At 55.3% G+C, this 22841-nt stretch carries 22 protein-coding genes; 12 read left to right on the plus strand and 10 right to left on the minus strand.

The window, feature by feature from the left end; all coding sequences use genetic code 11:
* The first annotated feature begins 3 nt into the window (after window positions 1-3).
* The 8 genes from lptC to QC823_RS03760 all read left to right on the plus strand — a co-directional run bounded on the left by lptC (window position 4) and on the right by QC823_RS03760 (window position 5956).
* Window positions 4-585: an LPS export ABC transporter periplasmic protein LptC gene (gene lptC, locus QC823_RS03725; protein WP_309655011.1), complete on the plus strand. Its 582-nt coding sequence runs from the start codon at window positions 4-6 to the stop codon at window positions 583-585.
* A complete protein-coding gene (gene lptA, locus QC823_RS03730; RefSeq protein ID WP_309655012.1) occupies window positions 582-1094 on the plus strand; it encodes a lipopolysaccharide transport periplasmic protein LptA in 513 nt (170 codons plus the stop codon). Before lptC ends, lptA begins: the two co-directional genes overlap by 4 nt.
* A 13-nt stretch (window positions 1095-1107) precedes the next feature.
* Complete coding sequence (gene lptB / locus QC823_RS03735) at window positions 1108-1878, plus strand: LPS export ABC transporter ATP-binding protein (RefSeq protein WP_309655013.1); 771 nt, start codon at window positions 1108-1110, stop codon at window positions 1876-1878.
* Between the two features lie 459 nt (window positions 1879-2337).
* Window positions 2338-3756, plus strand: coding sequence for an RNA polymerase factor sigma-54 (locus tag QC823_RS03740; protein WP_309655014.1), 1419 nt, complete (start codon window positions 2338-2340; stop codon window positions 3754-3756).
* A gap of 86 nt (window positions 3757-3842) precedes the next feature.
* A complete protein-coding gene (gene hpf, locus QC823_RS03745; RefSeq protein ID WP_179928592.1) occupies window positions 3843-4151 on the plus strand; it encodes a ribosome hibernation-promoting factor, HPF/YfiA family in 309 nt (102 codons plus the stop codon).
* A gap of 4 nt (window positions 4152-4155) precedes the next feature.
* Window positions 4156-4623: a PTS sugar transporter subunit IIA gene (locus tag QC823_RS03750; protein WP_309655015.1), complete on the plus strand. Its 468-nt coding sequence runs from the start codon at window positions 4156-4158 to the stop codon at window positions 4621-4623.
* Window positions 4624-4700: 77 nt separating this feature from the next.
* Entirely contained in the window at window positions 4701-5588 is an 888-nt protein-coding gene (gene rapZ / locus QC823_RS03755; RefSeq protein ID WP_309655016.1) for an RNase adapter RapZ, read from the plus strand.
* Between the two features lie 98 nt (window positions 5589-5686).
* Window positions 5687-5956: an HPr family phosphocarrier protein gene (locus QC823_RS03760; protein WP_309655017.1), complete on the plus strand. Its 270-nt coding sequence runs from the start codon at window positions 5687-5689 to the stop codon at window positions 5954-5956.
* 7 nt (window positions 5957-5963) lie between these two features.
* Here QC823_RS03760 and pmbA read toward each other — a convergent pair whose 3' ends face one another.
* Window positions 5964-7304 (minus strand): metalloprotease PmbA, encoded by a 1341-nt coding sequence (gene pmbA / locus QC823_RS03765; RefSeq protein WP_309655018.1) that lies wholly within the window; start codon window positions 7302-7304, stop codon window positions 5964-5966.
* A 106-nt stretch (window positions 7305-7410) separates the two neighbouring features.
* On the opposite strand from pmbA, the gene yjgA reads away from it, so the two are divergent.
* Window positions 7411-7932 (plus strand): ribosome biogenesis factor YjgA, encoded by a 522-nt coding sequence (gene yjgA / locus QC823_RS03770; RefSeq protein ID WP_309655019.1) that lies wholly within the window; start codon window positions 7411-7413, stop codon window positions 7930-7932.
* A gap of 15 nt (window positions 7933-7947) precedes the next feature.
* Here yjgA and tldD read toward each other — a convergent pair whose 3' ends face one another.
* From tldD to QC823_RS03805, 7 genes are all read right to left on the minus strand, one after another.
* Window positions 7948-9399 carry a metalloprotease TldD gene (tldD, locus tag QC823_RS03775; protein ID WP_309655020.1) on the minus strand — a complete coding sequence of 484 codons (1452 nt, stop codon included), beginning with the start codon at window positions 9397-9399 and terminating at the stop codon, window positions 7948-7950.
* Window positions 9396-13046, minus strand: coding sequence for a YhdP family phospholipid transporter (locus tag QC823_RS03780; protein WP_309655021.1), 3651 nt, complete (start codon window positions 13044-13046; stop codon window positions 9396-9398). The genes tldD and QC823_RS03780 overlap by 4 nt, the downstream gene beginning before the upstream one ends.
* A gap of 4 nt (window positions 13047-13050) precedes the next feature.
* The gene (gene rng / locus QC823_RS03785) at window positions 13051-14514 is read right to left on the minus strand and encodes a ribonuclease G (RefSeq protein WP_309655022.1); all 1464 of its coding nucleotides are present in this window, start codon (window positions 14512-14514) and stop codon (window positions 13051-13053) included.
* 33 nt (window positions 14515-14547) lie between these two features.
* Window positions 14548-15141, minus strand: coding sequence for a Maf family protein (locus QC823_RS03790; RefSeq protein ID WP_309655023.1), 594 nt, complete (start codon window positions 15139-15141; stop codon window positions 14548-14550).
* Between the two features lie 84 nt (window positions 15142-15225).
* Window positions 15226-15714: a rod shape-determining protein MreD gene (gene mreD / locus QC823_RS03795; RefSeq protein WP_309655024.1), complete on the minus strand. Its 489-nt coding sequence runs from the start codon at window positions 15712-15714 to the stop codon at window positions 15226-15228.
* Window positions 15714-16670 carry a rod shape-determining protein MreC gene (gene mreC / locus QC823_RS03800; protein WP_309655025.1) on the minus strand — a complete coding sequence of 319 codons (957 nt, stop codon included), beginning with the start codon at window positions 16668-16670 and terminating at the stop codon, window positions 15714-15716. The genes mreD and mreC overlap by 1 nt, the downstream gene beginning before the upstream one ends.
* A 24-nt stretch (window positions 16671-16694) precedes the next feature.
* Window positions 16695-17732 (minus strand): rod shape-determining protein, encoded by a 1038-nt coding sequence (locus QC823_RS03805; RefSeq protein WP_309655026.1) that lies wholly within the window; start codon window positions 17730-17732, stop codon window positions 16695-16697.
* Between the two features lie 191 nt (window positions 17733-17923).
* Between QC823_RS03805 and gatC the strand changes: the two genes are divergently transcribed.
* From gatC to gatB, 3 genes are all read left to right on the plus strand, one after another.
* Window positions 17924-18211, plus strand: coding sequence for an Asp-tRNA(Asn)/Glu-tRNA(Gln) amidotransferase subunit GatC (gene gatC, locus QC823_RS03810; protein ID WP_309655027.1), 288 nt, complete (start codon window positions 17924-17926; stop codon window positions 18209-18211).
* Between the two features lie 74 nt (window positions 18212-18285).
* Complete coding sequence (gene gatA, locus QC823_RS03815) at window positions 18286-19746, plus strand: Asp-tRNA(Asn)/Glu-tRNA(Gln) amidotransferase subunit GatA (protein WP_309655028.1); 1461 nt, start codon at window positions 18286-18288, stop codon at window positions 19744-19746.
* Complete coding sequence (gene gatB, locus QC823_RS03820) at window positions 19746-21200, plus strand: Asp-tRNA(Asn)/Glu-tRNA(Gln) amidotransferase subunit GatB (protein ID WP_309655029.1); 1455 nt, start codon at window positions 19746-19748, stop codon at window positions 21198-21200. Before gatA ends, gatB begins: the two co-directional genes overlap by 1 nt.
* Before the next feature lie 82 nt (window positions 21201-21282).
* Here the strand turns inward: gatB and sixA are convergent, their stop codons facing one another.
* Both sixA and QC823_RS03830 read right to left on the minus strand, forming a co-directional pair.
* Window positions 21283-21765 (minus strand): phosphohistidine phosphatase SixA, encoded by a 483-nt coding sequence (sixA, locus tag QC823_RS03825; protein WP_309655030.1) that lies wholly within the window; start codon window positions 21763-21765, stop codon window positions 21283-21285.
* Window positions 21755-22825 (minus strand): NAD(P)H-dependent glycerol-3-phosphate dehydrogenase, encoded by a 1071-nt coding sequence (locus tag QC823_RS03830; RefSeq protein WP_309655031.1) that lies wholly within the window; start codon window positions 22823-22825, stop codon window positions 21755-21757. The genes sixA and QC823_RS03830 overlap by 11 nt, the downstream gene beginning before the upstream one ends.
* Window positions 22826-22841 lie beyond the last annotated feature (16 nt).

Here is a 22841-nt window from a genome sequence, read left to right on the forward strand (position 1 = left end):
CCCATGCCGATTCAGCGCTTCAAAAATCGTATTTTACTGCTAGCGCTTGTTGTTGGATTAGGCACGCTATTAGCGTGGTGGGATCTTTATGACCGCGATTCCGTTGTCCTAGACCCAAAAGCCCAAGCGCAAGAACCTAGCCACGTGGTGAAAAACGCCACGCTTACGCTTTTTGATAACAGCGGTGAACGTCATCAAGTTCTTAGGACAGCGCAATTAACGCACACGCCCGAACGTACCATCACGCAACTCGTCGCCCCTCAAGCGACACTTTTTGATAACCAGCAACGTCGTTGGCATGCCAGTGCGGAACGCGGCACCATTGACCAGCGAAAGCATCTGATACTCTCGGACAACGCACAAATTCGCGCCCCAGAGGAAGACTGGCAGCTTGAAACCGAGCAATTACACTACGATAGCGATACCGCTTACGCTTATAGCAACACCCCCGTGCGCTTGCAGCAGCCGCCACAACACATGCAAGCCCAGCGCATGGAGGTATGGCTCAACCTAGACGCCTTGCGCTTAACGGGTAATGTGCGCGGCTATCATCCCGTAGTAGCCCTTGACGAGGACTCCCCATGAAAGCCAACGCTTTTCTTTATGGTTCACTGTTGGCGCTAGCGCTAGGCTTATCAGCAAGCACGGCTTACGCAGCCCCTAGCGACCCTGTTGAAGTTGAAGCTGATCAGCTAGACATTGATCAGCGCGCTGGCACTGCTGTTTATCGCGGCAATGTCGAGATTCGCCAGGGGGAAATGCAACTTCGCGGTGACCAGGTCGAAATTATACGCAATGAAGCGGGCGAGCTATCGCGTGCCACGGCCATTGGTAATCGCGCTTATATGCGACACCGCCCCGATGGACAAGAAGCACTGATGGAAGGCCACGCAAGGCGCATTGTTTATCACCTTGCTGAGCGCCGCATTGAGCTCATTGACCGCGCCGAATTGACTCAAGCAGGTGACCGCTTTACCGGTGGACGATTGGAATATTTTATTGACCGCGAAGTCGTCCAAGCTCGCTCCAACGTTGAGGGTAGCGACAACCAGCGAATTCGCATGACGCTACAGCCAGAGCAGTCGTCTGAATAGGAGAAGAAACCGGGTGTCTTTTGACGATATTACCGCGACAAGCCAGCCGCTAACACCGAGCAAAACATTAAGTGCACGCCACCTGGCCAAGAGCTACAAACGCCGCCGGGTGGTTAAGGATATCAACCTCGATATCGCACAGGGCAGTATTGTCGGGCTACTCGGTCCTAACGGTGCAGGCAAAACAACATCGTTTTATATGATCGTCGGGCTGGTGAAAGCCGATGCGGGAAAGGTCAGCATTGATGAACGGGATCTCTCCCGCGCACCCATGCATGAACGTGCAATCGCCGGCATTGGCTACCTTCCTCAAGAAGCCTCAATTTTTCGTAAGCTCTCAGTCGCCGATAACATCATGGCGATTTTAGAGACCCGCAAAGACCTCAACCATGCGGCGCGCGAAGAACACCTTGAACACTTGTTAAACGATTTTCATATCACCCATATCCGCGATAACGTAGGAATGAGTCTCTCCGGCGGAGAGCGTCGCCGAGTGGAAATTGCCCGCTCGCTTGCCACGGAACCCGCTTTTATACTGCTCGATGAACCGTTTGCCGGCGTTGATCCTATTTCCGTCGGTGACATTAAATCGATTATTCGCACGCTAAAAGCACGCAACATTGGGGTATTAATCACGGATCACAATGTGCGCGAAACGCTGGATATTTGCGATACCGCCTATATTGTTAGCGACGGCCATATTATTGCGAGCGGCTCACCGCACACGATTTTAGATAATCAAGAAGTACGTGAAGTCTATCTCGGCGATGATTTCCGCCTTTGACATCCTCTCCACCCTTCAGTGCTGGCGCGTTTCAGGATGGAGATTCCCAGGTCGTCACCTTCCTGATTTCTGCTTCAAAGACGATTGCCCGAGGGAATGGCTTGGTTATCGCCGCAAAATCCCATGGGGATTTTTACGGTGACGAACCAACGCCTATCCCCCAGGTCTCACATCGTCTCCACAGACGTATACTTCCCGAGTGCCCCTCGGTAGGTCGTGTTGACGATAGGAGTATAGCACTGTGCAAACAGACAGCAAGGGCAACCGATGGATGCTACGCTTGTATCCACTCCCTTCGCGCTTCGCGACTCAGGAAGTGATTTTACGCGCTGTCGGATAATCCCCGCATCAATCAAAATCGTGGCACGTATTTTGCAGGCGGCATGCTTATTGCTAGTTGCACACAGGTTCAACGGGCCTTAGTGTGGAGCCTTTCTCTAGTGTAGTGGTTACCTGCGAATGGTCATGAAAGCGTCCCTTCAACTGCGTGTTGGTACCCAGCTAACGATGACACCTCAACTGCAACAGGCCATCGCCCTATTGCAGCTCTCGACGCTGGAACTTCGCCAGGAAATTCAGCAAGCACTTGATGCCAATCCGATGCTCGAGCAAGAAGAGGAATTCAGCGAGCAAGCCATCATCGAGCAGAAAGAAGCTGGCTGGGAGGACAACATCCCCAGCGAACTCTCCGTGGATAGTGAATGGTCAGATACCTATCAAGACTTCAGTAGCGCATTAAGTGGGGGCAGCAATGCCCACGATTTTGAACGTGACACGCCTAACCAAAGCCTGCAAAGCCACCTGATCTGGCAGCTGGCAATGACGGATTTTAGCTCACGCGAGCAGCTTATCGCGGAAACGTTGATCGACGCCGTGGACAATAATGGCTACCTGCTGCAGCCACTTAACGAACTACGCGATGGATTACGCCACCAGCACGTGGACGGAGTTAACCAGCGTGATATCGAAAGCGTCTTGCTTCGCCTCCAGCAGTTTGAACCTACCGGTGTGTTTGCTCGCGACTTGCGCGAATGTTTGATGTTACAGCTTGCCACCGTACCCGACGATACCCCCCTTTTAATCCCGGCTCGCAGGCTAGTGCGGCAGTTTTTAGAAGCGCTCGGCCGTGACGATCGACGCCTGTTAAAACGCCGCCTAAGCCTCGATGACGAGCAGCTCGATGACGTGATACAGCTCATCAGAAGTCTTGACCCACGTCCGGGCAGCACCTTTGGCAACGCCGAAAGCGGTTATGTAATACCCGATCTGGTCATTCACCATGATGAACAAGGCTGGCATTTAACCCTCAACCCTGACGCCATGCCCCGGCTGCGCATTCAGCCCGACTACGCTAGCTTGATCAAGCGTGCCGACAAAAGCCAAGACAACCAATTTCTCAAAGAACATTTGCAAGAAGCCCGCTGGCTAATCAAAAGCCTAACAAGCCGTAATGATACTTTGCTGCGCGTAGGACGCGAGATCATTGCGCGCCAGATTGACTTTCTTGAGTACGGCGAGGAAGCCATGAAACCGCTGATCTTGGCCGATATTGCAGAAGCTGTTGAGATGCACGAATCCACGATTTCACGCGTCACAACGCAAAAATACGTGCATACGCCGCGCGGTGTGTTTGAACTAAAGTACTTCTTCTCTAGCCAAGTCAGCGGCGGTCAAGAGGGTGAAGGCCACTCCAGCACAGCAATTCGCGCACGAATCAAAAAGCTAATACAGGAAGAACCGGCGAAAAAACCCCTATCGGACAGTCGACTCGTCACGCTTTTGAGTCATGAAGATATTAACGTGGCACGTCGCACCGTCGCGAAATACCGCGAAGCCATGGGCATTCCCTCTTCGAGTGAACGACGCCGATTACGCTAGTTAATCGGAATCTGCCGTAAAGGGCTTTGCTTAATAGAAAAAAGGGTTACAATCGAAAGACAGTCCGATAGATAAGGAGTACGTCAATGCAAGTCAATATCACCGGTCATCATGTAGAACTGACTGACGCCTTGCGTGACTATGTCAACGAAAAGCTGGCTCGTGTTGAGCGCCACTATGACAATATCACAACCGTTCAGGTGACGTTGTCGGTAGAAAAAGAGCGCCAGCAAGCCGCATGCACGCTTCATGCAGCCGGTGCAGATTTGCACGCTGAAGCAACCGATATCGACATGTATGCTGCTATCGATGCTTTGGCGGATAAAATTGATCGCCAACTCGTCAAACACAAAGAAAAAGCACAGGCACGCGCCCAAGGCGCTGGTGCACGGTAAGCTAATGACATTGGAAACGATACTCCCCCCGGAGCGCGTGCTTTACGATGTCCCTGGGGGCAGCAAAAAAAGGGTGCTGGAGTTCTTCAGCACCTTTATCGCCCAAAACACGCCCAGCCTTGATAGCCAAGAAGTGTTCAGCCGCCTAATAAGCCGTGAGCGGCTTGGCAGCACGGGCATCGGTAATGGGGTAGCCATTCCTCACGCGCGCAGTCCTCACTGCACGGCACCTATTGCGAGCTTTTTGAAGTTGACCGAAGCGGTTGATTTTGATGCCATTGATGGTGACCCGGTGGACCTTGTGTTTATTCTGCTTGTACCTGAAGAGGCGGATGACACGCACCTTGCGCTACTCGGTCAAGTCGCCACGATCATGAACGACGTCGATACCCGCACCCAACTTCGCAAAGCAGGCAGCCAACGAGAACTTCTCGACTTAATTAGCGAAAAAATACGCGCTCATTCAACGTAAGCGAGCATTTTTGCTGTGTACCTCAGCAAAAAAATGTTCTGACCCTATCTTGTTCTGCCCCCATAAAGGGACACTCTATGCAACTGGTCGTTATCAGTGGTCGCTCAGGCTCAGGTAAATCGATTGCCCTTCAGGCTCTGGAAGATCTTGGCTACTATGCGATAGATAATCTACCGGCCGTTTTGCTCGGCTCTCTGGTGGATGAAATCCGCGATCAGGGTGAACAAGCTCGTATAGCTGTCAGCATTGATGTTCGCAACTTGCCTGGCGCACTTGAGCAGCTCCCACGTTTACTCGCTGAGTTAGAGCAGCGCGGCATCCACTTTCAGGTGGTCTTTCTTACCACCGATGCCAGGATTCTCCTTGAGCGCTATTCCGCCACCCGCCGACGCCATCCGCTAACGCGCAACAGCGAGCTAACGCTTGAAGAAGCGATCGTAAAAGAAGAAGAGGCGTTAAGCGAAGTACGCGACTTAGCCGATCTCACCATAGATACATCGCGCCTCTCGGCTCACGATTTACGCCAGCGAATCACCGACCAAGTGGCCCATCACCAGCCTGACCAACTTACCATTACGTTTGAATCGTTTGGGTATAAACGCGGCGTTCCGCTTGATGCAGATCTCGTGTTTGATGTGCGCTGTCTGCCTAATCCCTATTGGGACCCCGCATTGCGCCAATCAAACGGACGCGATGACGATATTCAAGCCTTTTTAAGCACCTACCCTATCGTAGAGGCCATGTGCCAAGATATCCATGATTGGATAATTCGTTGGCTACCTGCTTACCAAAGTAGCCAACGCAGCTATATGACAATTGCGATCGGCTGCACGGGTGGTCAGCACCGTTCTGTCTACTTGGCCGAGCAGCTTGCCCAGCGCATAATCGCCACTACCGGCGAAGCCCATCTGCGACACCGCGAACTAGGCCTACAATATATCATCAATGAAAGCGGCGTTACGTAACGTCGAAATGCCGAAAAATGATGGTATGAATAATCAAGGCTTGCAACGTAATTCAGGCCTTGTACCCAAAACGACACCGCTTGGAAGAAGGAACCAGGGTGCCAAAGAAAACGCTAACACTTAATAATAAGCGCGGTTTACATGCACGCGCCGCCACCAAATTGGTTAATTGCGGTCAGCAATTTAGTGCCCGCGTTACTGTGTATAAAGGCACGAAAGAAGCCAATGCCGCCAATATTATGGCTTTGCTGATGCTTGCGGCGCCGTGTGGCACCGAGCTTACCGTTACGGCTGAGGGAGATGACGCCGAACAAGCACTTGATGCCATTGAAGCACTATTCGACGCCCGCTTTGATGAGGATCAGTAACTGCTGCTTAGCTTCCAGCCACTGTCATATCATCGATCAACCAGCTACCGGTATGGATGCTGCCTCGTGTATCAATATCGCTTCCTACTGCCCGTAGATTAGCAAACATGTGTGCTAGGTTTCCCGCAATCGTGAACTCCTCAATAGGGAACTGTACCTCACCATTTTCCACCCAGAAACCTGCTGCACCGCGTGAATAATCGCCTGTCACACCGTTAACGCCTTGTCCCATTAACTCGGTTACCCAAATACCACAGCCCATGTCTTTTAATAAGGTTTCGAACGAGCTTAACGGCGCACTAAGGCGCAAGTTGCGTGCGCCACCGGCATTTCCCGTGGTTTGCATACCTAGGCGACGAGCGCTGTAAGAAGAAAGCATATAACTGGCTAACTTTCCCTGCTCAATAAAGCGATTATTGCGTGTCTGCACTCCTTCGCCGTCAAACGGTGAGCTCGCCATCGCACCCATTTCCATGGGGCGTTCCTCTAAGCTAAACCATTCGGGAAACAGCGGCGTCCCCAGTCGATCACATAAAAAAGAGGCTTGACGGTAAAGGGCTCCACCGGCAATAGCGCTCATTAAATGGCCCACTAATCCACTCGCCATTGAGGGATCAAATAGCACCGGAAAGGTCCCAGTAGCCGGGCGCTTCGCGCCGAGACGCCGCAGTGTCCGCCTTGCGGCTTCGCGCCCCACCTCTGCCGGGTCACGAAGCTCACTGGGATTACGGACCGACGTATAGTCGTAGTCGCGCTGCATGCCATTATCATCTTCGGCAATCAACATGCAGGAAAGTGAGTGTCGACTGCCTTTTTGCGTGCCCAAAAAGCCATGGCTATTGGCATACACACGCACGCCTTCCCCCGTGGATAGCGACGCGCCGTCCGAGTGGGTAATCCCTGAAACCTCACGCCCGGCGCGTTCACAGCTTAACGCTAACTCGGTGGCTTCCTCGGTGCTTAAGGCCCAAGGATGATGAACGTCTAAATCCGGTATATCGCGCGCCATCAGCTCAGCATCGGCCAGCCCGGCTGCCGGGTCTTCGCCGGTATAACGTGCGATTGCCATGGCCTTTTCAACGGTGGCACGAATCGAGTCGCTTCCCGCATCGGTGGAGGACGCACTACCTTTATGCTGTCCAACGTAGACCGTTACCGCAATACCTTGGTCGCGCGAAAGCTCAACGGTTTCAACCTCCCCAAGACGCACGCTCACGCCGACACCTTGATCGACGCTTGCACCCACTTCTGCCGCATCAGCCCCTAAATGCTTTGCCAGTGCGAGCGCCTCTTGCGCGCGCGATGCCAGCACGCTTTGCTGAGCATTTGCATCGAATGCCTGTGCCATACTTCACTCTCCTTTACGGATACCGCGCTCTTAGGCGATACCCCTGTCATTCTCTGGCGGCCTGCTATAATGCCGCCTTTCATTTAACTGTTTGCTGTGAGCCACCATGCCGAAAAAACGCCCGACCCCCATCGAAATGGATGAACAGGACATCCGCCCAAGCAAATCCCAGCTCAAACGCGAGATGCATGAACTGCAGCAGCTAGGCGAAACGCTGATTGCCATGTCACCTGCCGAGCGTGCCCGCTTTCCGCTATCGGATGACCTGCTACGCGCCATCGACGAGACCGCGCGTATTCGCTCGCACGAAGGCCGTCGTCGTCACATGCAGTACGTTGGCAAACTCATGCGCAAAGAGGATTTGCCGGCCATACATGCCGTGTTTGATGCCATTGAGCAAGAGCGTGAACAACGTGACCATGCCTTCCACCGCTTGGAAAAGTGGCGCGATCGTCTTATCGATGAAGGCGATGACGGTATTGAGCGCTTTATGGCCGACTACCCCGATGCTGACCGCCAAACCCTGCGCCAGCTCGTGCGTAACGCACAACGCGAACGTGAGCAAGGCAAAACGCCGGCCAGCGCACGCAAGCTGTTCAAACAACTACGCGATAGCGCCGCACTGTAGCTCGAGCACAAAATCTTACGACTGCGTGCCGCCAACGGTCAGCTCGTCGATTTTTAATGTCGGCTGACCAACGCCTACCGGCACACCCTGCCCTTCTTTACCGCACACCCCAATACCGGGGTCGAGGGCCATGTCATGGCCAACCATCGACACACGCCCCATCACATCGGGGCCATTACCAATCAGCGTGGCGCCTTTCACCGGCGCGGTAATACGGCCATCTTCAATTAGATAGGCTTCACTGGCGGAAAATACAAACTTGCCCGAGGTGATGTCGACCTGTCCACCGCCGAAGCTAACGGCGTAAATTCCTCGTTTCACGCTCTTAATAATATCGTCGGGGTTATCTTGGCCGGCCAGCATTACCGTGTTGGTCATGCGTGGCATGGGCAAGTGGGCAAACGACTCACGACGCGCGTTACCGGTCGGCGCCATGCCCATCAAGCGTGCGTTGAGCTTATCCTGCATGTAGCCGGTTAAGATGCCATCTTCAATCAACGGCGTGTTCTGCCCCGGCGTGCCTTCATCATCAATGCTCAAGGCGCCACGACTATCGGCAATGGTGGCATCGTCTACCACCGTGATGCCTTTAGCGGCGACACGCTGACCCATTTTGCCGGCAAAGGCGGAGCTACCCTTGCGGTTAAAATCGCCTTCAAGCCCGTGGCCGACGGCTTCATGCAGCAAAATACCCGGCCAACCAGACGCTAGGACCACCGGCATTTGCCCGGCAGGTGCATCAACCGCTTCCAAGTTCACCAGCGCCTGACGCACGGCTTCTTTGGCATACCGCTCGGCAACCCCCGCATCACGAAGCTTTGCCATTGAGTAACGCCCGCCACCGCCGGCACTGCCACGCTCGCGACGGCCGTTTTTCACCGCGATCACGCTCACGTTAAAGCGTACCAGCGGGCGGATGTCCGCCGCCAACGTGCCGTCACTGGCGCGAACAAGCACCACTTCATAGGTGCCCGACAGTGAGGCACTCACTTGGCTCACGCTAGGATCAGCGGCGCGCGCGACCCGATCCGCCTCTTTCAGCATGGCGACTTTTTCGTCGGCCGTAAGCCCTGCAATCGGGTCAACGCCGGCATAACACGCTGTCGCACTCACCGGCGTTACCGCTTGCCCAGGCAGTTTTTTGCCGCTGCGCACAATACTGGCCGCCGTTTTACCCGTGTCCATTAGAGCGTCAGCGGTGATCTGGTTGGAGTAGGCAAATCCGGTTTTCTCACCGGCCAGTGCGCGCACGCCAACGCCGCCGTCAATGTTGTAGCTGGCTTCTTTGACTTGGCCATCTTCCAGCACCCAGCCCTCTTGCCAGGAGCGTTGAAAATAAAGGTCAGCGTAATCAATGCCCGCACCCATCGCATGGCTAAGGCCAGTTTCTAATCCGTTGAGATCCAATCCGCCAGGGGTCAAAAGCGTTGCCACCGCCTGATCAAGATTAGAGGTGTGTTGTGTCATCGAGAGCCTTCTAAAGTAACAATCGGTGCGGCCCAAGGGCCGGTCACGCGATAGTGAATCGTTGTCGCTCGGCTTAGCGTATCACCGAACAGCGAGTGTGCAATAAAAAGCGCACCGCCAACCACCGGCGCGCCTGCCGCAATAGCGGCAAAAGGTAAGCTTTGGCTGATGGGCAGTGAGACGTCAAGACGTTGATCAAGTTCACGCTGGACCAAATCCACGCTACCGCTCAGGCGAATGGAAGCCGCCGGCGCCTCTATCTCCAAGGGTCCGCGAAGCAAGAGCTCACCTCCGGCCACATCAGCTTGCCCCTGCACGTAGTCGAAGGCGGTTCCCTCGCCGGTGACATCCGAAAAATCCAGACGCAGCCGACGCAGGATATTGTCAAAATTCAAAAGCCCGACGAGGCGTGCCGGTGTCGAATTGAGAGTCACAAAACGGCCATCGCGGAGATCAAGGGTAATATCGCCGCCGGCGCGGCTAAGAGAAAATTGCCACGGCGCACCCGGCCAGGTGAGGTTTGCGGTGACATCGGTGCGCTTACTGCGTAAGGCCACGGGTTGATTCAACCGCTCAAACGCTGTGCCAATATCAGCTCCTTGTAGGGTGATATCAGCCCGGGTGTCACTCGTCATTGAGGTGCCGGTCCAAAACAACTCCCCACGCGCGGAAATCTGCCCAAGGGTGAGCCCGACCGGTGAAAGAGAAAGGCCGTTTTCATCGCTTTGCCAATAGGCCGTTAACGGGCCAAAGCGCTCGGGGCCGAGGGTAATATCCGCGATACGCAGCCGCCCAACAGGTAGCTCAGCCAGCCAGCCGGGCAGCGAAGCCGGCGCCGGCACTTGGGTCTGCACTTCTTGTAACCAAGCGCTCGGCTCATCAGTCACCGATGTTGACGAAATTCGCCTGGGTTGGTTAACAAGTGCTAGCACCTTATCCAAGTTGAGCTGGCTGACCGTGATATCGACAGGGCCTCGCTCGCCAGCATCGTAGCGCAGCTGCCCGTTGAGCGCGTCGGTTAGGACGTCAATGCGCCATCCTGTCTGCTCCGGCCATCGCGGCGCAGCGTTGGCCGCATCGCCAAGATGCAGTGCACCCGCCATACTTCCGTCTAGCACCTGAGCACGCAGATGGGCGAAATCCCCCAGATAACTCTCAATTCGCGCGCGGGAAAGGTTCGCACTGAGCGACCATGGCCAGCGCTCATCCGCCGTTTTACGTAACGGAGGGGGCAAATCAATGCTCACGCCGTGCCAATCACTTTCGAGCTGTAAATGCGGCATACCTCCCCAATCAAGCTGGCCCTGCCAAGTCGCCTGCCCGGAGAACGGTAATGCGCTGGGGTTAGCCCCGGCAAACGCCAATAATTCGCCAGCAGCCACCTCACCCTCAAAGGCGATGTTTTTATTCGGCTGGAATGTTGCACTGAGACGATTTCCCCAAAGCCGCCCCGTGGCGCTACCCAGCAAGTCACTCTGCGCCCCTTGCTGGCGCCACCTAAGATCCCCGGTGACATCATTAAGCGACAACGCTAAAGGTTTATAGCGCAGCAAAGAAAGCTCAGGGGTTGCCTCGATATCCACGCTGAGCGCTTCAGGATTTTTCAGCGGCAAAGATAGTGCCAGCGCGGCATCAATAGTGCCACTCGCCTCGATTTGCTCTAACACGGTCGGGGAAATCAGCGGTGCGGCTTGCAAAAAACGCAACACCGACGCGCCCGTCGCTTCTAAATCACCATCAACATGGAGCGCCTCGTCGCGCAAGGTAATTTGGGCATTTTTTGCCACCACCCCCTCACTCTGGGCATGCTCTACCGTAGCGTTAAGGCCCTCGCTTGAGTTCCAGTGCAATTGCCCCATGACATCCGTTAGCATGGGCCAGCCGGGTGCAATGGGGATGGCACCTTGTTCAATGGCAAGATCCAGTTCAGTGGTCGTGGAGGTATCTTCTATTTGTGAACCATAGGGCACACCCACCGTCAGGCTGCCATGATCCACATAGCCGTGAATGTCGCGGCTCAGCCATTCGGTTAGATCAGGCGCCATTAGCGCCATCGGTAACCACGATGTCAACGGGCGGTTTAGCGCATCGACATCGCTAAACGCCAAATCTAACCCAAAGCGCCCGCGCCCTTCAGCATTAACCAAGCCAAAGCCACCTGTGAGCGAAGCGCCGTTCCACTCGATTTCAAGTTGCTTACCGCTGACCAACGCGGTCGGGCCGTCGTACACCCACTGTACTTCCCCCTGGGCGTGATCTAGCGACAACGGTTCGTCAAACAGCTCGGGGAAATTGAGCGAACTCTCTCCTGCACTGGAAAAAAGTACGCGCCCGCGCTGGTCACGCGCTTGAACCCAAGCGTCAAACGGCCCGCCCCCTGGGGCTCTCCCCCAAGGTGAGGCTTTAAGATCACGTATGGCGGCATCCACTCGCCACTCGCCCGCCCTTTGCCCTAAGCTAAAGCCTGTGACGTTACCGCGTGGGTTTAGGGTTCTTAACACACGAGTGAGCGATTCGGGTAGCGTGATATAGCGATGCCAGGCAGCTAATGATGCTAGCTCAAACCCACTGGTTCGCAGTTCCCACTTCCCCGGCTGATGAGAGAGGTACCAATGGCGTGGCAGCGCGGGTCGATCCCCCACTTGCTCCGGGCGCGACCACTCGACGTTTTCGGCATCCCCGCTAAGCCACGCTTGTCCACCATCGCCGCGACGCTGCCAGATTCCTTGCGCGCTGATATTGCGCAGCAGCGCTAGCTGATATGATTGGCGTAGCGTTAGTTCAGGAATATCCGCGTCGAGGCGGACCTCCTGCAGCATGCCCTCGCTCCAACGCCCCCACAAGCTCACATCGCCATCAATCTCGGCAAATTGCGGTGCTTCCTCCGGCTGTATGATTTCCATCAGTGTCGCCAGATGATCCAGTTGCATATCGAGTTGCAACGCAGCAGAGAAATTCCGCATTCCTTGGTTGCCCGGCTGCACTTCCGCGCGCATATACGCTGCGGGCAGCGCATCCGGCGCCTCTTCCGCAGCGCCAGTGGCAATGGTCACTTCTCCTTCCAATTGCGTACGTCGCTCATCACCGGTAAGCACAAGCGAAGGCGCCGTGAGGGTGACACTCTCCTCGCGACCATGCAAAACAATGCGGGTTTCTTGCACCTGTAAGCGCTGACGCAGCAAAAGCCCCACCCAGGTATCCAGCGTATCCAGGTCAACCGTTGGCTCAGCGGCAATCGGTAGCGTCGCCGGTTCAGGCCACTGCCACTGCATGCCGCTGCCTTGATAAAGGTGCACGGCAAACCCTTGCACGTAAGCATGGTTAAAGACGGGCGTACGGGTTGAAAAAGAGGCCCAGCTATCCAGCTGCAGATTCAGCCGTTCAAGGGCAAAAAGCGGCTCGCCTTCTTCCGTGGTGGCCGTGACACCCGTAAGGCGCAACTGGGGATCGTTACGGGCCAGAGACACAGAAAGCCCATCAATATTGACCGGTGCGCCTATCCGAGCTTCTAGCAGTGCTTCAACACGCGGCGTCAGGTAGTCAGCTTGACTCATCAGCAGGCGCAAAAGCAGCAGTATGACGGCCAGCGTACCTAAGCAGAGCGCCAGCATTAACAGCAACCATTTACGCAGCATCGAGAGGGTCATGGGGTCACATCAGTACGATGTCATACTGCTCTTGTGAATAGTGCTGTTCGACTTGAAAGCGAATGGTTTTGTTAATAAAGGTCTCCAAATCGGCCACGGCCGCCGACTCTTCATCAAGCAACCGATCCACTACCGGCTGAGACGCAAGCACCATGTATGTCTCAGCACTGTAAGCGCGCTCTTCCCGCAGAATTTCGCGAAAAATCTCATAGCACACGGTTTCCGGCGTTTTCAACGTACCGCGGCCAGAACAGGTAGGGCATGCTTCACACAGCGTTTGCTCCAAACTTTCACGCGTACGTTTACGGGTTAATTGCACCAAACCAAGCTCCGTGACGCCGGTACACTTGGTTTTAGCATGATCGCGCTCCAGCGCTTTTTCCAGTACCCGCAGCACTTGGCGCTGATGTTCCACATCTTCCATATCGATAAAATCGATAATGATAATACCGCCCAGATTACGCAGTCGCAGTTGGCGCGCAATCGCCGTGGCCGCTTCCAGGTTGGTTTTAAATATTGTCTCTTCTAGGTTGCGATGCCCTACATAACCGCCGGTATTGACGTCAATCGTGGTCATTGCTTCGGTGGGGTCTATCACCAAGTAACCACCGGATTTCAGCTGCACTTTGCGCCCAAGCGCTTTTTGAATCTCATCCTCTACGCTGTAGAGGTCAAAAATCGGCCGCTCACCCGGATAGTACTCGATCCGCTCAACGGCGTTGGGCATAAACTCCTCAGCAAACTCGACAAGTTTGACGAAGTTTTCCCGCGAGTCGATACGCACCTTTTCAATATCGTCGCGCATCACATCGCGCAACGTTCGCATAAATAGCGGTAGGTCATCATAAATGACGGTTGGCGGTGTCGCGGTTAATTTACGTTCGCTGACTTTGCGCCATAAACGCAACAGGAAATACATGTCGCTGGCAAGCTCTTCGTCGCGTACGCCTTCGGCCGCCGTGCGTACAATAAAGCCGCCCGTGATATCGAGTGTCTGCTGTGTCACGCCTTGCTCTAAAAGGGCTCGCAGCCGATCACGCTCGCCTTCATCTTCGATACGCTGGGAAACGCCGTGATGCGGCGAGTCCGGCATATACACGAGATAGCGAGAGGGTACGGATAAATGCGTGGTCAACCGTGCCCCCTTGCTGCCGATGGGATCTTTCGTCACTTGGACTACCAACGCCTGCCCTTCGTTGAGCAGTCGACCAATGGTCTGATGGTCTTCCGCTGGCGTGCCGGAAGGCATGACTTCATGAGCATGAATAAACGCAGCACGTTCCAAGCCAATATCGACAAAGGCAGCCTGCATACCAGGCAAGACGCGCACCACTTTGCCTTTGTAGATATTGCCTACGATACCACGGCGTCGTGAACGCTCAATCAACGCTTCCTGTAGCACACCGTTTTCGACCAGCGCTACGCGGGTTTCCATCGGTGTTAAATTGATGAGAACCTCACCACTCATGCCCATTTCCTTATCGATTTGTACGAGGATGCTTTACGTGAGTCTTCCGTTCCACAGCGCAAGACCTTGCTGGCGCAACAATGCTGCCGTTTCATACAAGGGCAACCCAACGACGGCGGAGTAACTTCCTTGAAGGGAGGCCACAAATACCGCTGCAAGCCCTTGAATCGCATAACCTCCGGCTTTATCCAACGGCTCACCGGTGTGCCAATAAGCCGTAATTTCCACATCACTTAGTGCGCGCAAGGTAACGTGAGTTTCAACACAGCGGGTCAAAACACCATTCGCCCCACTCACGGCTACCCCTGTAAGCACTTGATGCGTCCGCCCGGATAACGCCTTGAGCATGCAGGCTGCATGGTGCTGGTCAGTCGGCTTGCCCAAAATTTCTCCGTCTAATACCACGGCAGTATCGGAGCCTAGCGTTGGCAACGATGTTAAGGGCGAGGCCGCAAGCGCTTTCTCACGTGCCAGGCGCACAACATAGTCTTGTGCTAGCTCTTCCGTATCAGGCGTTTCGTCAATATCGCAGGGGATAACCTCTACGCTTACCCCAATAGAGGCCAGCAGGTCTCTTCGACGTGGCGAGGCGGATGCCAAGCACAGCTGTGGTAATGCTTTTTTCATAGCGCACTGTCTTTATTAGATGCTTTCACGGACGCTTGTTCGATGGTTGCACACGAAATACGGTCTCGGTGATGGGTGCAGGCATTATGTACCTACTAAGCGTTTTTCCAGCGCATGAAACATCGTGGCAAGCCACGGCCATAGCAGCGCGCTGATCAACGAGGGGATTAAGAATGCCAAATGAATGGAAAAATCTCCTAAAAATGTGCGTACCCATTGTTCCAATAGCTGCACAATTCCCAGCAGCACCAACACAAGAACGGCCTGTTGCACCAGCGAATAAGCGCGAAAACGCGGATACACTAAGGCGCATAAAAACGCCAACAAAGACAGCGTTAACGCATTTTGCCCCAGCGGAACACCCTCAAGCAGGTCAAGGAGCAAGCCAAGCACAAAACCGTGTAGAACCCCAACGCGGTCAGGTACACGCATACACCAATAGATCAGCATTAACCCCAACCAGTCAGGGCGGTAGACTTGCCAACCTTCTGCTAAAGGCATTGCCTGTAGGCACAACGCAAGCAAAAGCGTCAGCCATACCACCAATAGCGGCACGTAAGGTGCGCGGGCCATCAGGGAGCCTCCGTTACTTGCGTTAACGATGAAGGCGCGCGAAGACTCGCTGTTAGCTTCTTAGCGCTGCGCAAGGCGCTAGAAGAAAGGCCAAAGCTTTCGTCCCACACGCTCTCATCGACGTCTTCACGAGGTGGAGGAAAAAGTAACAGAAAGTGCCGTGAGCGCTGTAACCGCGCCAGCGGTTCTGCATTCACCTGGGCAAAAGGTTCGCCCGGGTCATGCACCACTTCTGTCACTTGCGCCACTGGATAGCCTTGCGGAAAACGCCCAGCGAGCCCTGAGGTCATCAACAAGTCTCCCGCACGAATATTTGCGGTATCGGGTACATGTAATACGTTGAGGGCTTGGTAATTTCCCGCGCCTTGCGCGATAAAACGTAAGCCGTTGCGGTTAACTTGCACGGGTAAGGAATGGCTTGCATCCGCGACCAAAAGCACACGACTTGAATAAGCCGAAACCGCGATAATTTGCCCGACAAGACCAAAGGCATCAATCACCGGCTGGCCCACATAAGCACCGTTGCGATGCCCACGATCGACCACCATCTGGTGACTAAAGGGGTCGTTATCAAGCGAAAGTAGCTCTGCGGTAATAAACGGCACATCGCGTTGGGCAGCGGCATTGAGCAGCTCACGCAGTTCAGCGTTTTCCGCCCTTAAACTCGAGATACGCTGACCACGATGCGAAAGCATGAGAATTTGCTCACGCAACCGCTGATTCTCATCAACCAAGGCCTGCTGATCGGAAAGCGCGACTGTCCCCCAACTCAGTAAGTCGCTGGGCCAACTTACCATCCACTGAATAGGTGCCACCACCATCGAGAGATTCGCACGCACTTCTTCCATACGGGTAAAGCGCTGGTCGGCAAACATCAACATGCTCGCCGCCACCGCACAGAAAAACAGGCGATACCCGGGCAATGGACCGTGCGAAAACAGCGGCTTAATAGGCAATACCCCGCAAATTAACCGCTGACGTTAGTCGCTCGACAGCAACTCAAAAGTGTGCTGATCAATCATTTCCAGCGCTTTGCCGCCGCCACGCGCCACGCACGTCAGCGGATCTTCTGCCACAATCACGGGCAAACCTGTCTCTTCCGAGACCAGTTTATCTAGATCGCGCAGCAAGGCCCCGCCGCCGGTTAGCACTAAGCCGCGCTCAGCGATGTCTGACGCCAACTCAGGCGGTGACTGCTCCAGCGCACTTTTAGTTGCTGCCACAATAGAGCCCAATGTGTCTTGAAGCGCGTCCAGAATCTCGTGGGAATTGAGCGTAAAGCTGCGGGGAATGCCCTCGGCTAGATTACGCCCGCGCACATCAATCTCGCGCAGCTCGCCACCGGGATAAGCGCAACCAATCTCTTCTTTGATGCGCTCGGCAGTGGCCTCACCGATTAAGCTGCCATAATGGCGGCGAACGTAAGCAATAATCGCCTCATCAAAGCGATCCCCTCCCACGCGAATGGATTCGGAGTAGACCACCCCATTAAGCGAAATAATCGCAATTTCGGTGGTACCTCCACCGATATCGACCACCATCGACCCCTGTGCTTCTTCCACTGGCAAGCCAGCGCCAATGGCAGCCGCCATCGGTTCTTCAATCAAGAAGACCTCGCGCGCCCCAGCGCCTTCCGCCGACTCCCGAATCGCGCGGCGTTCCACTTGCGTTGACATGCAAGGAACGCAGACCAGTACGCGCGGGCTCGGGGTCAAGAAGGTACTTTGGTGCACTTTACGAATAAAGTGCTGAAGCATCTGCTCGGTGACGGTGAAGTCGGCAATGACACCATCTTTCATCGGGCGAATCGCGGTGATGTTTCCAGGCGTGCGGCCAAGCATTCGCTTAGCATCGGCCCCAACAGAGGCAACACTACGCATATTGCCTGACTGTCGAATAGCCACTACCGATGGCTCGTCGAGAACGATACCGCGACCGCGGACATAAATTAGCGTGTTGGCCGTACCCAGATCGATCGACAGATCGCTGGAAAACAGCCCCCTCAAACGTTTGAACATGGATGTTGTTACCTAGTGCAGACCGGGAACCCTGTGCGGGTGCAAACGGTATCACCGCAACCCCTTGGCAGCAAGCACGAGTCGCGCTTAACACTGCCCGCACAAGCCAAGATATGGTACCTTTTGAGACTATTTACGTTCACCGCGCAGGTTAATGCCCGCGCACTTTTCATTTTAGAGGATTTTCGATCATGGCGCTTGAAGAGACCCATGTGCGTAGAGCCGCCCATTTAGCCCGGCTCGCCATTAGCGATGACCAAGCCAGCCGCTTTGTCGATGACTTAAGCCAAATTTTGGACATGGTCGATCAGCTTCAGCGTGTCGATACCGACGGTGTTGCGCCGCTTGCGCACCCGCTTGACGCCACTCAGCGTTTACGCGCCGATGAAGTCACTGAAACCAATCAGCGCGACAAGTTCCAACGCTGCGCCCCGGCGGTTGAAGACGGCCTCTACTTAGTGCCTCGCGTTGTCGAGTAAAAAATCGCTGAGCAAATTTGCCCACATCTCGTCTTTTGACGTTTCAAACATCACCCGAACGGAGCTTCCGGGTCATGCATGACAAAACGCTAACGCAACTCGCCGCCGCGCTACAAAATGGTGAGCTCTCTAGCCGAGAGTTAACGACGCATTATCTTCAGCGCATTGAAAAGACCGACGCAACGCTCAATAGCTTTATCAGCGTGACTACTGAGCAAGCGTTGTCCCAAGCCGATGCGGCCGATAAAGCACGTGCCAACGGGAAAACCAGTCTACTCAATGGAGTTCCTCTAGCGCTGAAAGATATTTTCTGTACCCAAGGGGTAAAGACCAGCTGCGGCTCGAAAATGCTGGATAACTTCATCGCCCCTTATAACGCTACCGTGGTGGAAAAGCTCAACGACGCCGGCGGTGTTACGTTGGGTAAAACCAATATGGACGAGTTCGCGATGGGCTCTTCCAACGAAAATAGCCACTATGGACCGGTGAAAAATCCGTGGGATCTCAGTGCAGTGCCTGGTGGTAGCTCAGGGGGCAGTGCCGCTGCCGTCGCGGCGGGCTTAACGCCTGCCGCATTCGGTACCGACACCGGCGGTTCGATTCGCCAACCGGCCTCTTTTTGTGGCATTACGGGGCTAAAGCCGACGTATGGGCGTGTTTCGCGCTACGGCATTATCGCTTATGCCTCTAGCCTTGATCAGGCTGGCCCCATGGCGCGCACCGCCGAGGATTGTGCCCACCTACTCAACGTGATTGCCGGACATGATACGCGCGACTCCACCAGTGTGGCGCGTGTGGTCCCCGATTATGCCGAATCGCTAAACGCACCGCTTTCTGGCCTCAAAATTGGTCTGCCTGTTGAGTATTTTGGCGATGGTCTTGACCCTGACGTAGAAAAAGCGGTCCGCGAAGCGGTCAAGGTATACGAATCCCTCGGCGCGAGCGTGCGCGAAGTCAGCCTGCCGCATACCCACTACGCGATTCCGGCCTACTACGTCATTGCCCCCGCCGAGGCTTCCTCGAATCTTTCGCGCTATGACGGAGTCCGCTTTGGCCACCGCTGTAAAAACCCGGAAGACTTAATCGATCTGTACAAGCGCTCGCGTGACGAAGGCTTTGGCGACGAGGTCAAACGCCGGATTTTAATCGGCACCCATACGCTTTCCGAGGGCTTTTTCGATGCCTATTACAAGAAAGCGCAGCAGGTGCGCCGCTTAATCCGCCAGGACTTCCTTAACGCCTTTGAAGACGTGGACGTGCTCATGGGCCCCGCCTCGCCGACACCCGCCTTTGATCTCGGCGCCAAGAAGGACCCGGTTTCGATGTACCTGCAGGACATCTACACCATCGCGGTGAACCTGGCGGGCATCCCAGGGATGAGTGTCCCCGCTGGCTTTGTCGGCGACCGTCCGGTAGGCCTTCAGATTCTCGGCACCCACTTCGCCGAGGCGCAGCTTTTAAACGTGGCGCACCAGTTCCAGAAAGCCACCGATTGGCACCACAAACGCCCCGCTTTCGCTGAGGAGACCGCTTAATGCAATGGGAAACCGTGATCGGGCTGGAAGTCCACGTTCAGCTTGCCACTAAATCGAAAATTTTCTCCGGCGCCTCTACCGCCTTTGGCGCCGAGCCTAACAGCCAAGCCTGCGCCGTTGACCTTGGTATGCCCGGTGTACTGCCCGTTTTGAACGAGCAAGCGGTAGCCATGGCCGTACAGTTTGGCCTAGCGGTGCATGCCGACATCCCTGAGGTCTCGGTATTCGACCGTAAAAACTACTTCTATCCCGACCTGCCCAAAGGCTATCAGACCAGCCAGATGTATCATCCGATTGTCGGGCCAGGCGAAGTAGAGATCACCTTGGATGACGATACCGTCAAGCACGTGCGCATTCACCACGCGCATTTAGAAGAGGATGCGGGTAAATCGCTGCACGAAGATTATCACGGCATGACCGGCATCGATTTAAACCGCGCTGGCACACCGCTTTTGGAGATCGTCTCCGAGCCGGATATGCGCTCAGCAAAAGAAGCGGCAGCTTATCTTAAAGCGATCCACTCGATTGTGACGTACCTGGGCATTTCTGACGGCAATATGGCTGAAGGCTCCATGCGCTGTGACGTCAATGTTTCGGTGCGCCCAGTGGGCCAGGCAACGTTCGGTACTCGCGCTGAGATCAAAAACGTCAACTCTTTCCGCTTTGTCGAGCGCGCGATCGCTTTTGAAGTGGAGCGCCAGATCGAGCTGATCGAAGACGGCGGCACGGTCGTCCAAGAAACACGACTCTTCGACCCTGAGCGCGATGAAACCCGCAGCATGCGCACCAAAGAGGAAGCCAACGACTACCGCTATTTCCCCTGCCCGGATCTGTTGCCCGTAGTGCTCGATCAAGCCTACGTCGACCATCTGCGTGAAGCACTGCCGGAGTTGCCCGCCGATAAGCGCGAGCGCTTCCAGTCCGAACTTGGGCTTTCCGCGTACGATGCCAACGTGCTATCCGCTAGCCGCTCAATGGCCGAGTTTTTTGAAGAAGTTAAAGATGTCTGCGGCGATGCCAAGCAGGCGGCCAACTGGGTACAAGGTGAATTTTCTGGTGCGCTAAACCGCGAAAATCTTAGCATCGAACAGAGTCCGATCAATGCCCGCCAGCTTGGCGAGCTCATTAGTCGCGTCATTGACGACACCATCAACGGCAAGGCCGCCAAGGAAGTCTTTCAGGCGTTATGGAATAATCAAGGCAAAAACGCCGATGAGGTAATCGAGGCCAAAGGCTTGAAACAGATGACCGACACCGGTGCGATTGAAGCGATGATCGATGAGGTTATTGCCGATAGCCCCGCGCAGGTCGCGCAATACTGCGACGCCGAGCCCGAAAAACGCGGCAAGATGATCGGCTACTTTGTCGGCCAAGTGATGAAAGCCTCCCGCGGCACCGCTAACCCCCAGCAGGTCAATAAGTTACTGAAAGAGAAACTCGACGCTAAGCTCTAATGCGCTTGCGCGTTACCTAACCCCCCCCCGCCGCGTTTCGCGAGCGGGGGTTTTGCATTAGCCTTCCCCATCCGTTTAACTCTCACCCCACCACCTGCTGGGGTTCGGTAAAGCGGGTTAGCCGCGCACAACCGCCAGCCCAGACGTCGGCTTCAAGCTCCGCGATAGCGGCGGTGGGAAAGCCAATGCCGCGATCTTCTCGCCCCTCTACTAAAAGTCCAGCAAGTGCCGCCACCAGCGGCATATGGCTAACGAGCAAGATGTCACCTTCGTGCGCAACCAACCAATCGCACACGGCCTGGGGCGAATCCTCTGGGGTAATGCCAGGGTAGGTTTCCACCTTAGCACCAAGCGCTTTGGCCATTGTGCTGGCGGTTTGCTGAGCGCGCGTAAAGGGGCTCGCAACCACCTGCAATCTCCCTAGCTGGCCGCGGCTTTGGCGGCTGGCAAGCCAGCTCGCCATGGTAATGGCTTCCTGCTCGCCTTGTGAGGTTAGGCGCCGCGCGCTGTCCGGTGAGCCTGGCGCCGCCTCGCCGTGTCTCATGATGAACAGACTACTGGTCATGCCAGCCTCCTGTTTCACGATGAGCTTGCTGTACGGCTTCGCGAGGCAATACAAACTCGACGTCGCTGCTTTGCTCTCCCATCATCAACATGCGCGCCATGTCTTTTGCCGGCACACCGTCAAAGAGCACGTGGTAAAGCCCTTCGGCCAGCGGCATATAAACGCCAATATCCGCAGCCTTGGCGCACACCAGCTTCACCGTGTTGACGCCTTCCGCTACTTGACCTAGGGCATCGACCGCTTCTTCCAGCGTGCGCCCTTCGCCCATGGCGAAGCCGACACGGTAGTTACGGGAAAGATTCGACGAACAGGTGACGATTAAATCACCCACCCCTGCCAGGCCAAGAAACGTCATCGGGTTGGCACCATGGGCAACGGCGAAGCGGCTCATTTCCGCCAGCGCCCGGGTCATGAGCATGCTGCGGGTGTTTTCGCCCATGCCTAAGGCGGCGGCCATGCCCGCCGCAATGGCATAAATATTTTTCAATGCCCCGCCAAGTTCGACGCCGTGGCGGTCGTCGCTGGCATACACACGAAAATAGCGACACCCCAGCGCTTGCTGCACGCGGGTACGGGTGAGCGCATCGGCGCTCGCCACCACCGTGGCGGTCAGTTGCTTATCGGCGATTTCCGAAGCCAGGTTGGGGCCGGCAATCACACCAATGTGTGTAAAGCCGGTTTCTTGTGCTAGCACGTCGCTCATCAGCATAAAGCTTTCCTGCTCAATGCCTTTGGTGGTACTCACCAGTATCTGCTCCGAAGTGAGCCATGGCTTGGCTGCCTGAACCACGCTGCGAAATGCTTTGGAGGGGATGGCAATGAGCACCAACTCCGCCTCTTGCAGCACCTCAGCCATCTCTGTGGACGCCTGCACCGCCGGGTTAATGGCGTAGTTCGGCAGGTAGCGACCATTACGGTGCTCACGGTTAATCTGTTCTACCAGTGCCGCATCACGCATCCACTGACGCACTTTTGCGCCGTTATCTGCGGCGATACTCGCCAGTGCCGTTCCAAAGCTGCCGCCACCCAGCACCGCCACTTTTATCTGTTGTTCTGCCATAAAAATGCCCTGACCC

Source organism: Vreelandella vilamensis (assembly GCF_031451755.1).
In the GTDB taxonomy this organism is placed as follows: Bacteria; Pseudomonadota; Gammaproteobacteria; order Pseudomonadales; family Halomonadaceae; genus Vreelandella; species Vreelandella vilamensis.

Bases quoted from the DNA above. Each gene is read 5' to 3' on its own strand.
- pmbA (WP_309655018.1), bottom strand. From the start codon at position 7,304: ATGGCACAGGCATTCGATGCAAATGCTCAGCAAAGCGTGCTGGCATCG.
- lptA (WP_309655012.1), top strand. From the start codon at position 582: ATGAAAGCCAACGCTTTTCTTTATGGTTCACTGTTGGCGCTAGCGCTA.
- QC823_RS03780 (WP_309655021.1), bottom strand. From the start codon at position 13,046: ATGACCCTCTCGATGCTGCGTAAATGGTTGCTGTTAATGCTGGCGCTC.
- QC823_RS03790 (WP_309655023.1), bottom strand. From the start codon at position 15,141: ATGAAAAAAGCATTACCACAGCTGTGCTTGGCATCCGCCTCGCCACGT.
- gatC (WP_309655027.1), top strand. From the start codon at position 17,924: ATGGCGCTTGAAGAGACCCATGTGCGTAGAGCCGCCCATTTAGCCCGG.
- gatB (WP_309655029.1), top strand. From the start codon at position 19,746: ATGCAATGGGAAACCGTGATCGGGCTGGAAGTCCACGTTCAGCTTGCC.
- rapZ (WP_309655016.1), top strand. From the start codon at position 4,701: ATGCAACTGGTCGTTATCAGTGGTCGCTCAGGCTCAGGTAAATCGATT.
- QC823_RS03750 (WP_309655015.1), top strand. From the start codon at position 4,156: ATGACATTGGAAACGATACTCCCCCCGGAGCGCGTGCTTTACGATGTC.
- tldD (WP_309655020.1), bottom strand. From the start codon at position 9,399: ATGACACAACACACCTCTAATCTTGATCAGGCGGTGGCAACGCTTTTG.
- yjgA (WP_309655019.1), top strand. From the start codon at position 7,411: ATGCCGAAAAAACGCCCGACCCCCATCGAAATGGATGAACAGGACATC.
- sixA (WP_309655030.1), bottom strand. From the start codon at position 21,765: ATGACCAGTAGTCTGTTCATCATGAGACACGGCGAGGCGGCGCCAGGC.
- gatA (WP_309655028.1), top strand. From the start codon at position 18,286: ATGCATGACAAAACGCTAACGCAACTCGCCGCCGCGCTACAAAATGGT.
- QC823_RS03830 (WP_309655031.1), bottom strand. From the start codon at position 22,825: ATGGCAGAACAACAGATAAAAGTGGCGGTGCTGGGTGGCGGCAGCTTT.
- hpf (WP_179928592.1), top strand. From the start codon at position 3,843: ATGCAAGTCAATATCACCGGTCATCATGTAGAACTGACTGACGCCTTG.
- QC823_RS03740 (WP_309655014.1), top strand. From the start codon at position 2,338: ATGGTCATGAAAGCGTCCCTTCAACTGCGTGTTGGTACCCAGCTAACG.
- mreD (WP_309655024.1), bottom strand. From the start codon at position 15,714: ATGGCCCGCGCACCTTACGTGCCGCTATTGGTGGTATGGCTGACGCTT.
- rng (WP_309655022.1), bottom strand. From the start codon at position 14,514: ATGAGTGGTGAGGTTCTCATCAATTTAACACCGATGGAAACCCGCGTA.
- QC823_RS03805 (WP_309655026.1), bottom strand. From the start codon at position 17,732: ATGTTCAAACGTTTGAGGGGGCTGTTTTCCAGCGATCTGTCGATCGAT.
- lptC (WP_309655011.1), top strand. From the start codon at position 4: ATGCCGATTCAGCGCTTCAAAAATCGTATTTTACTGCTAGCGCTTGTT.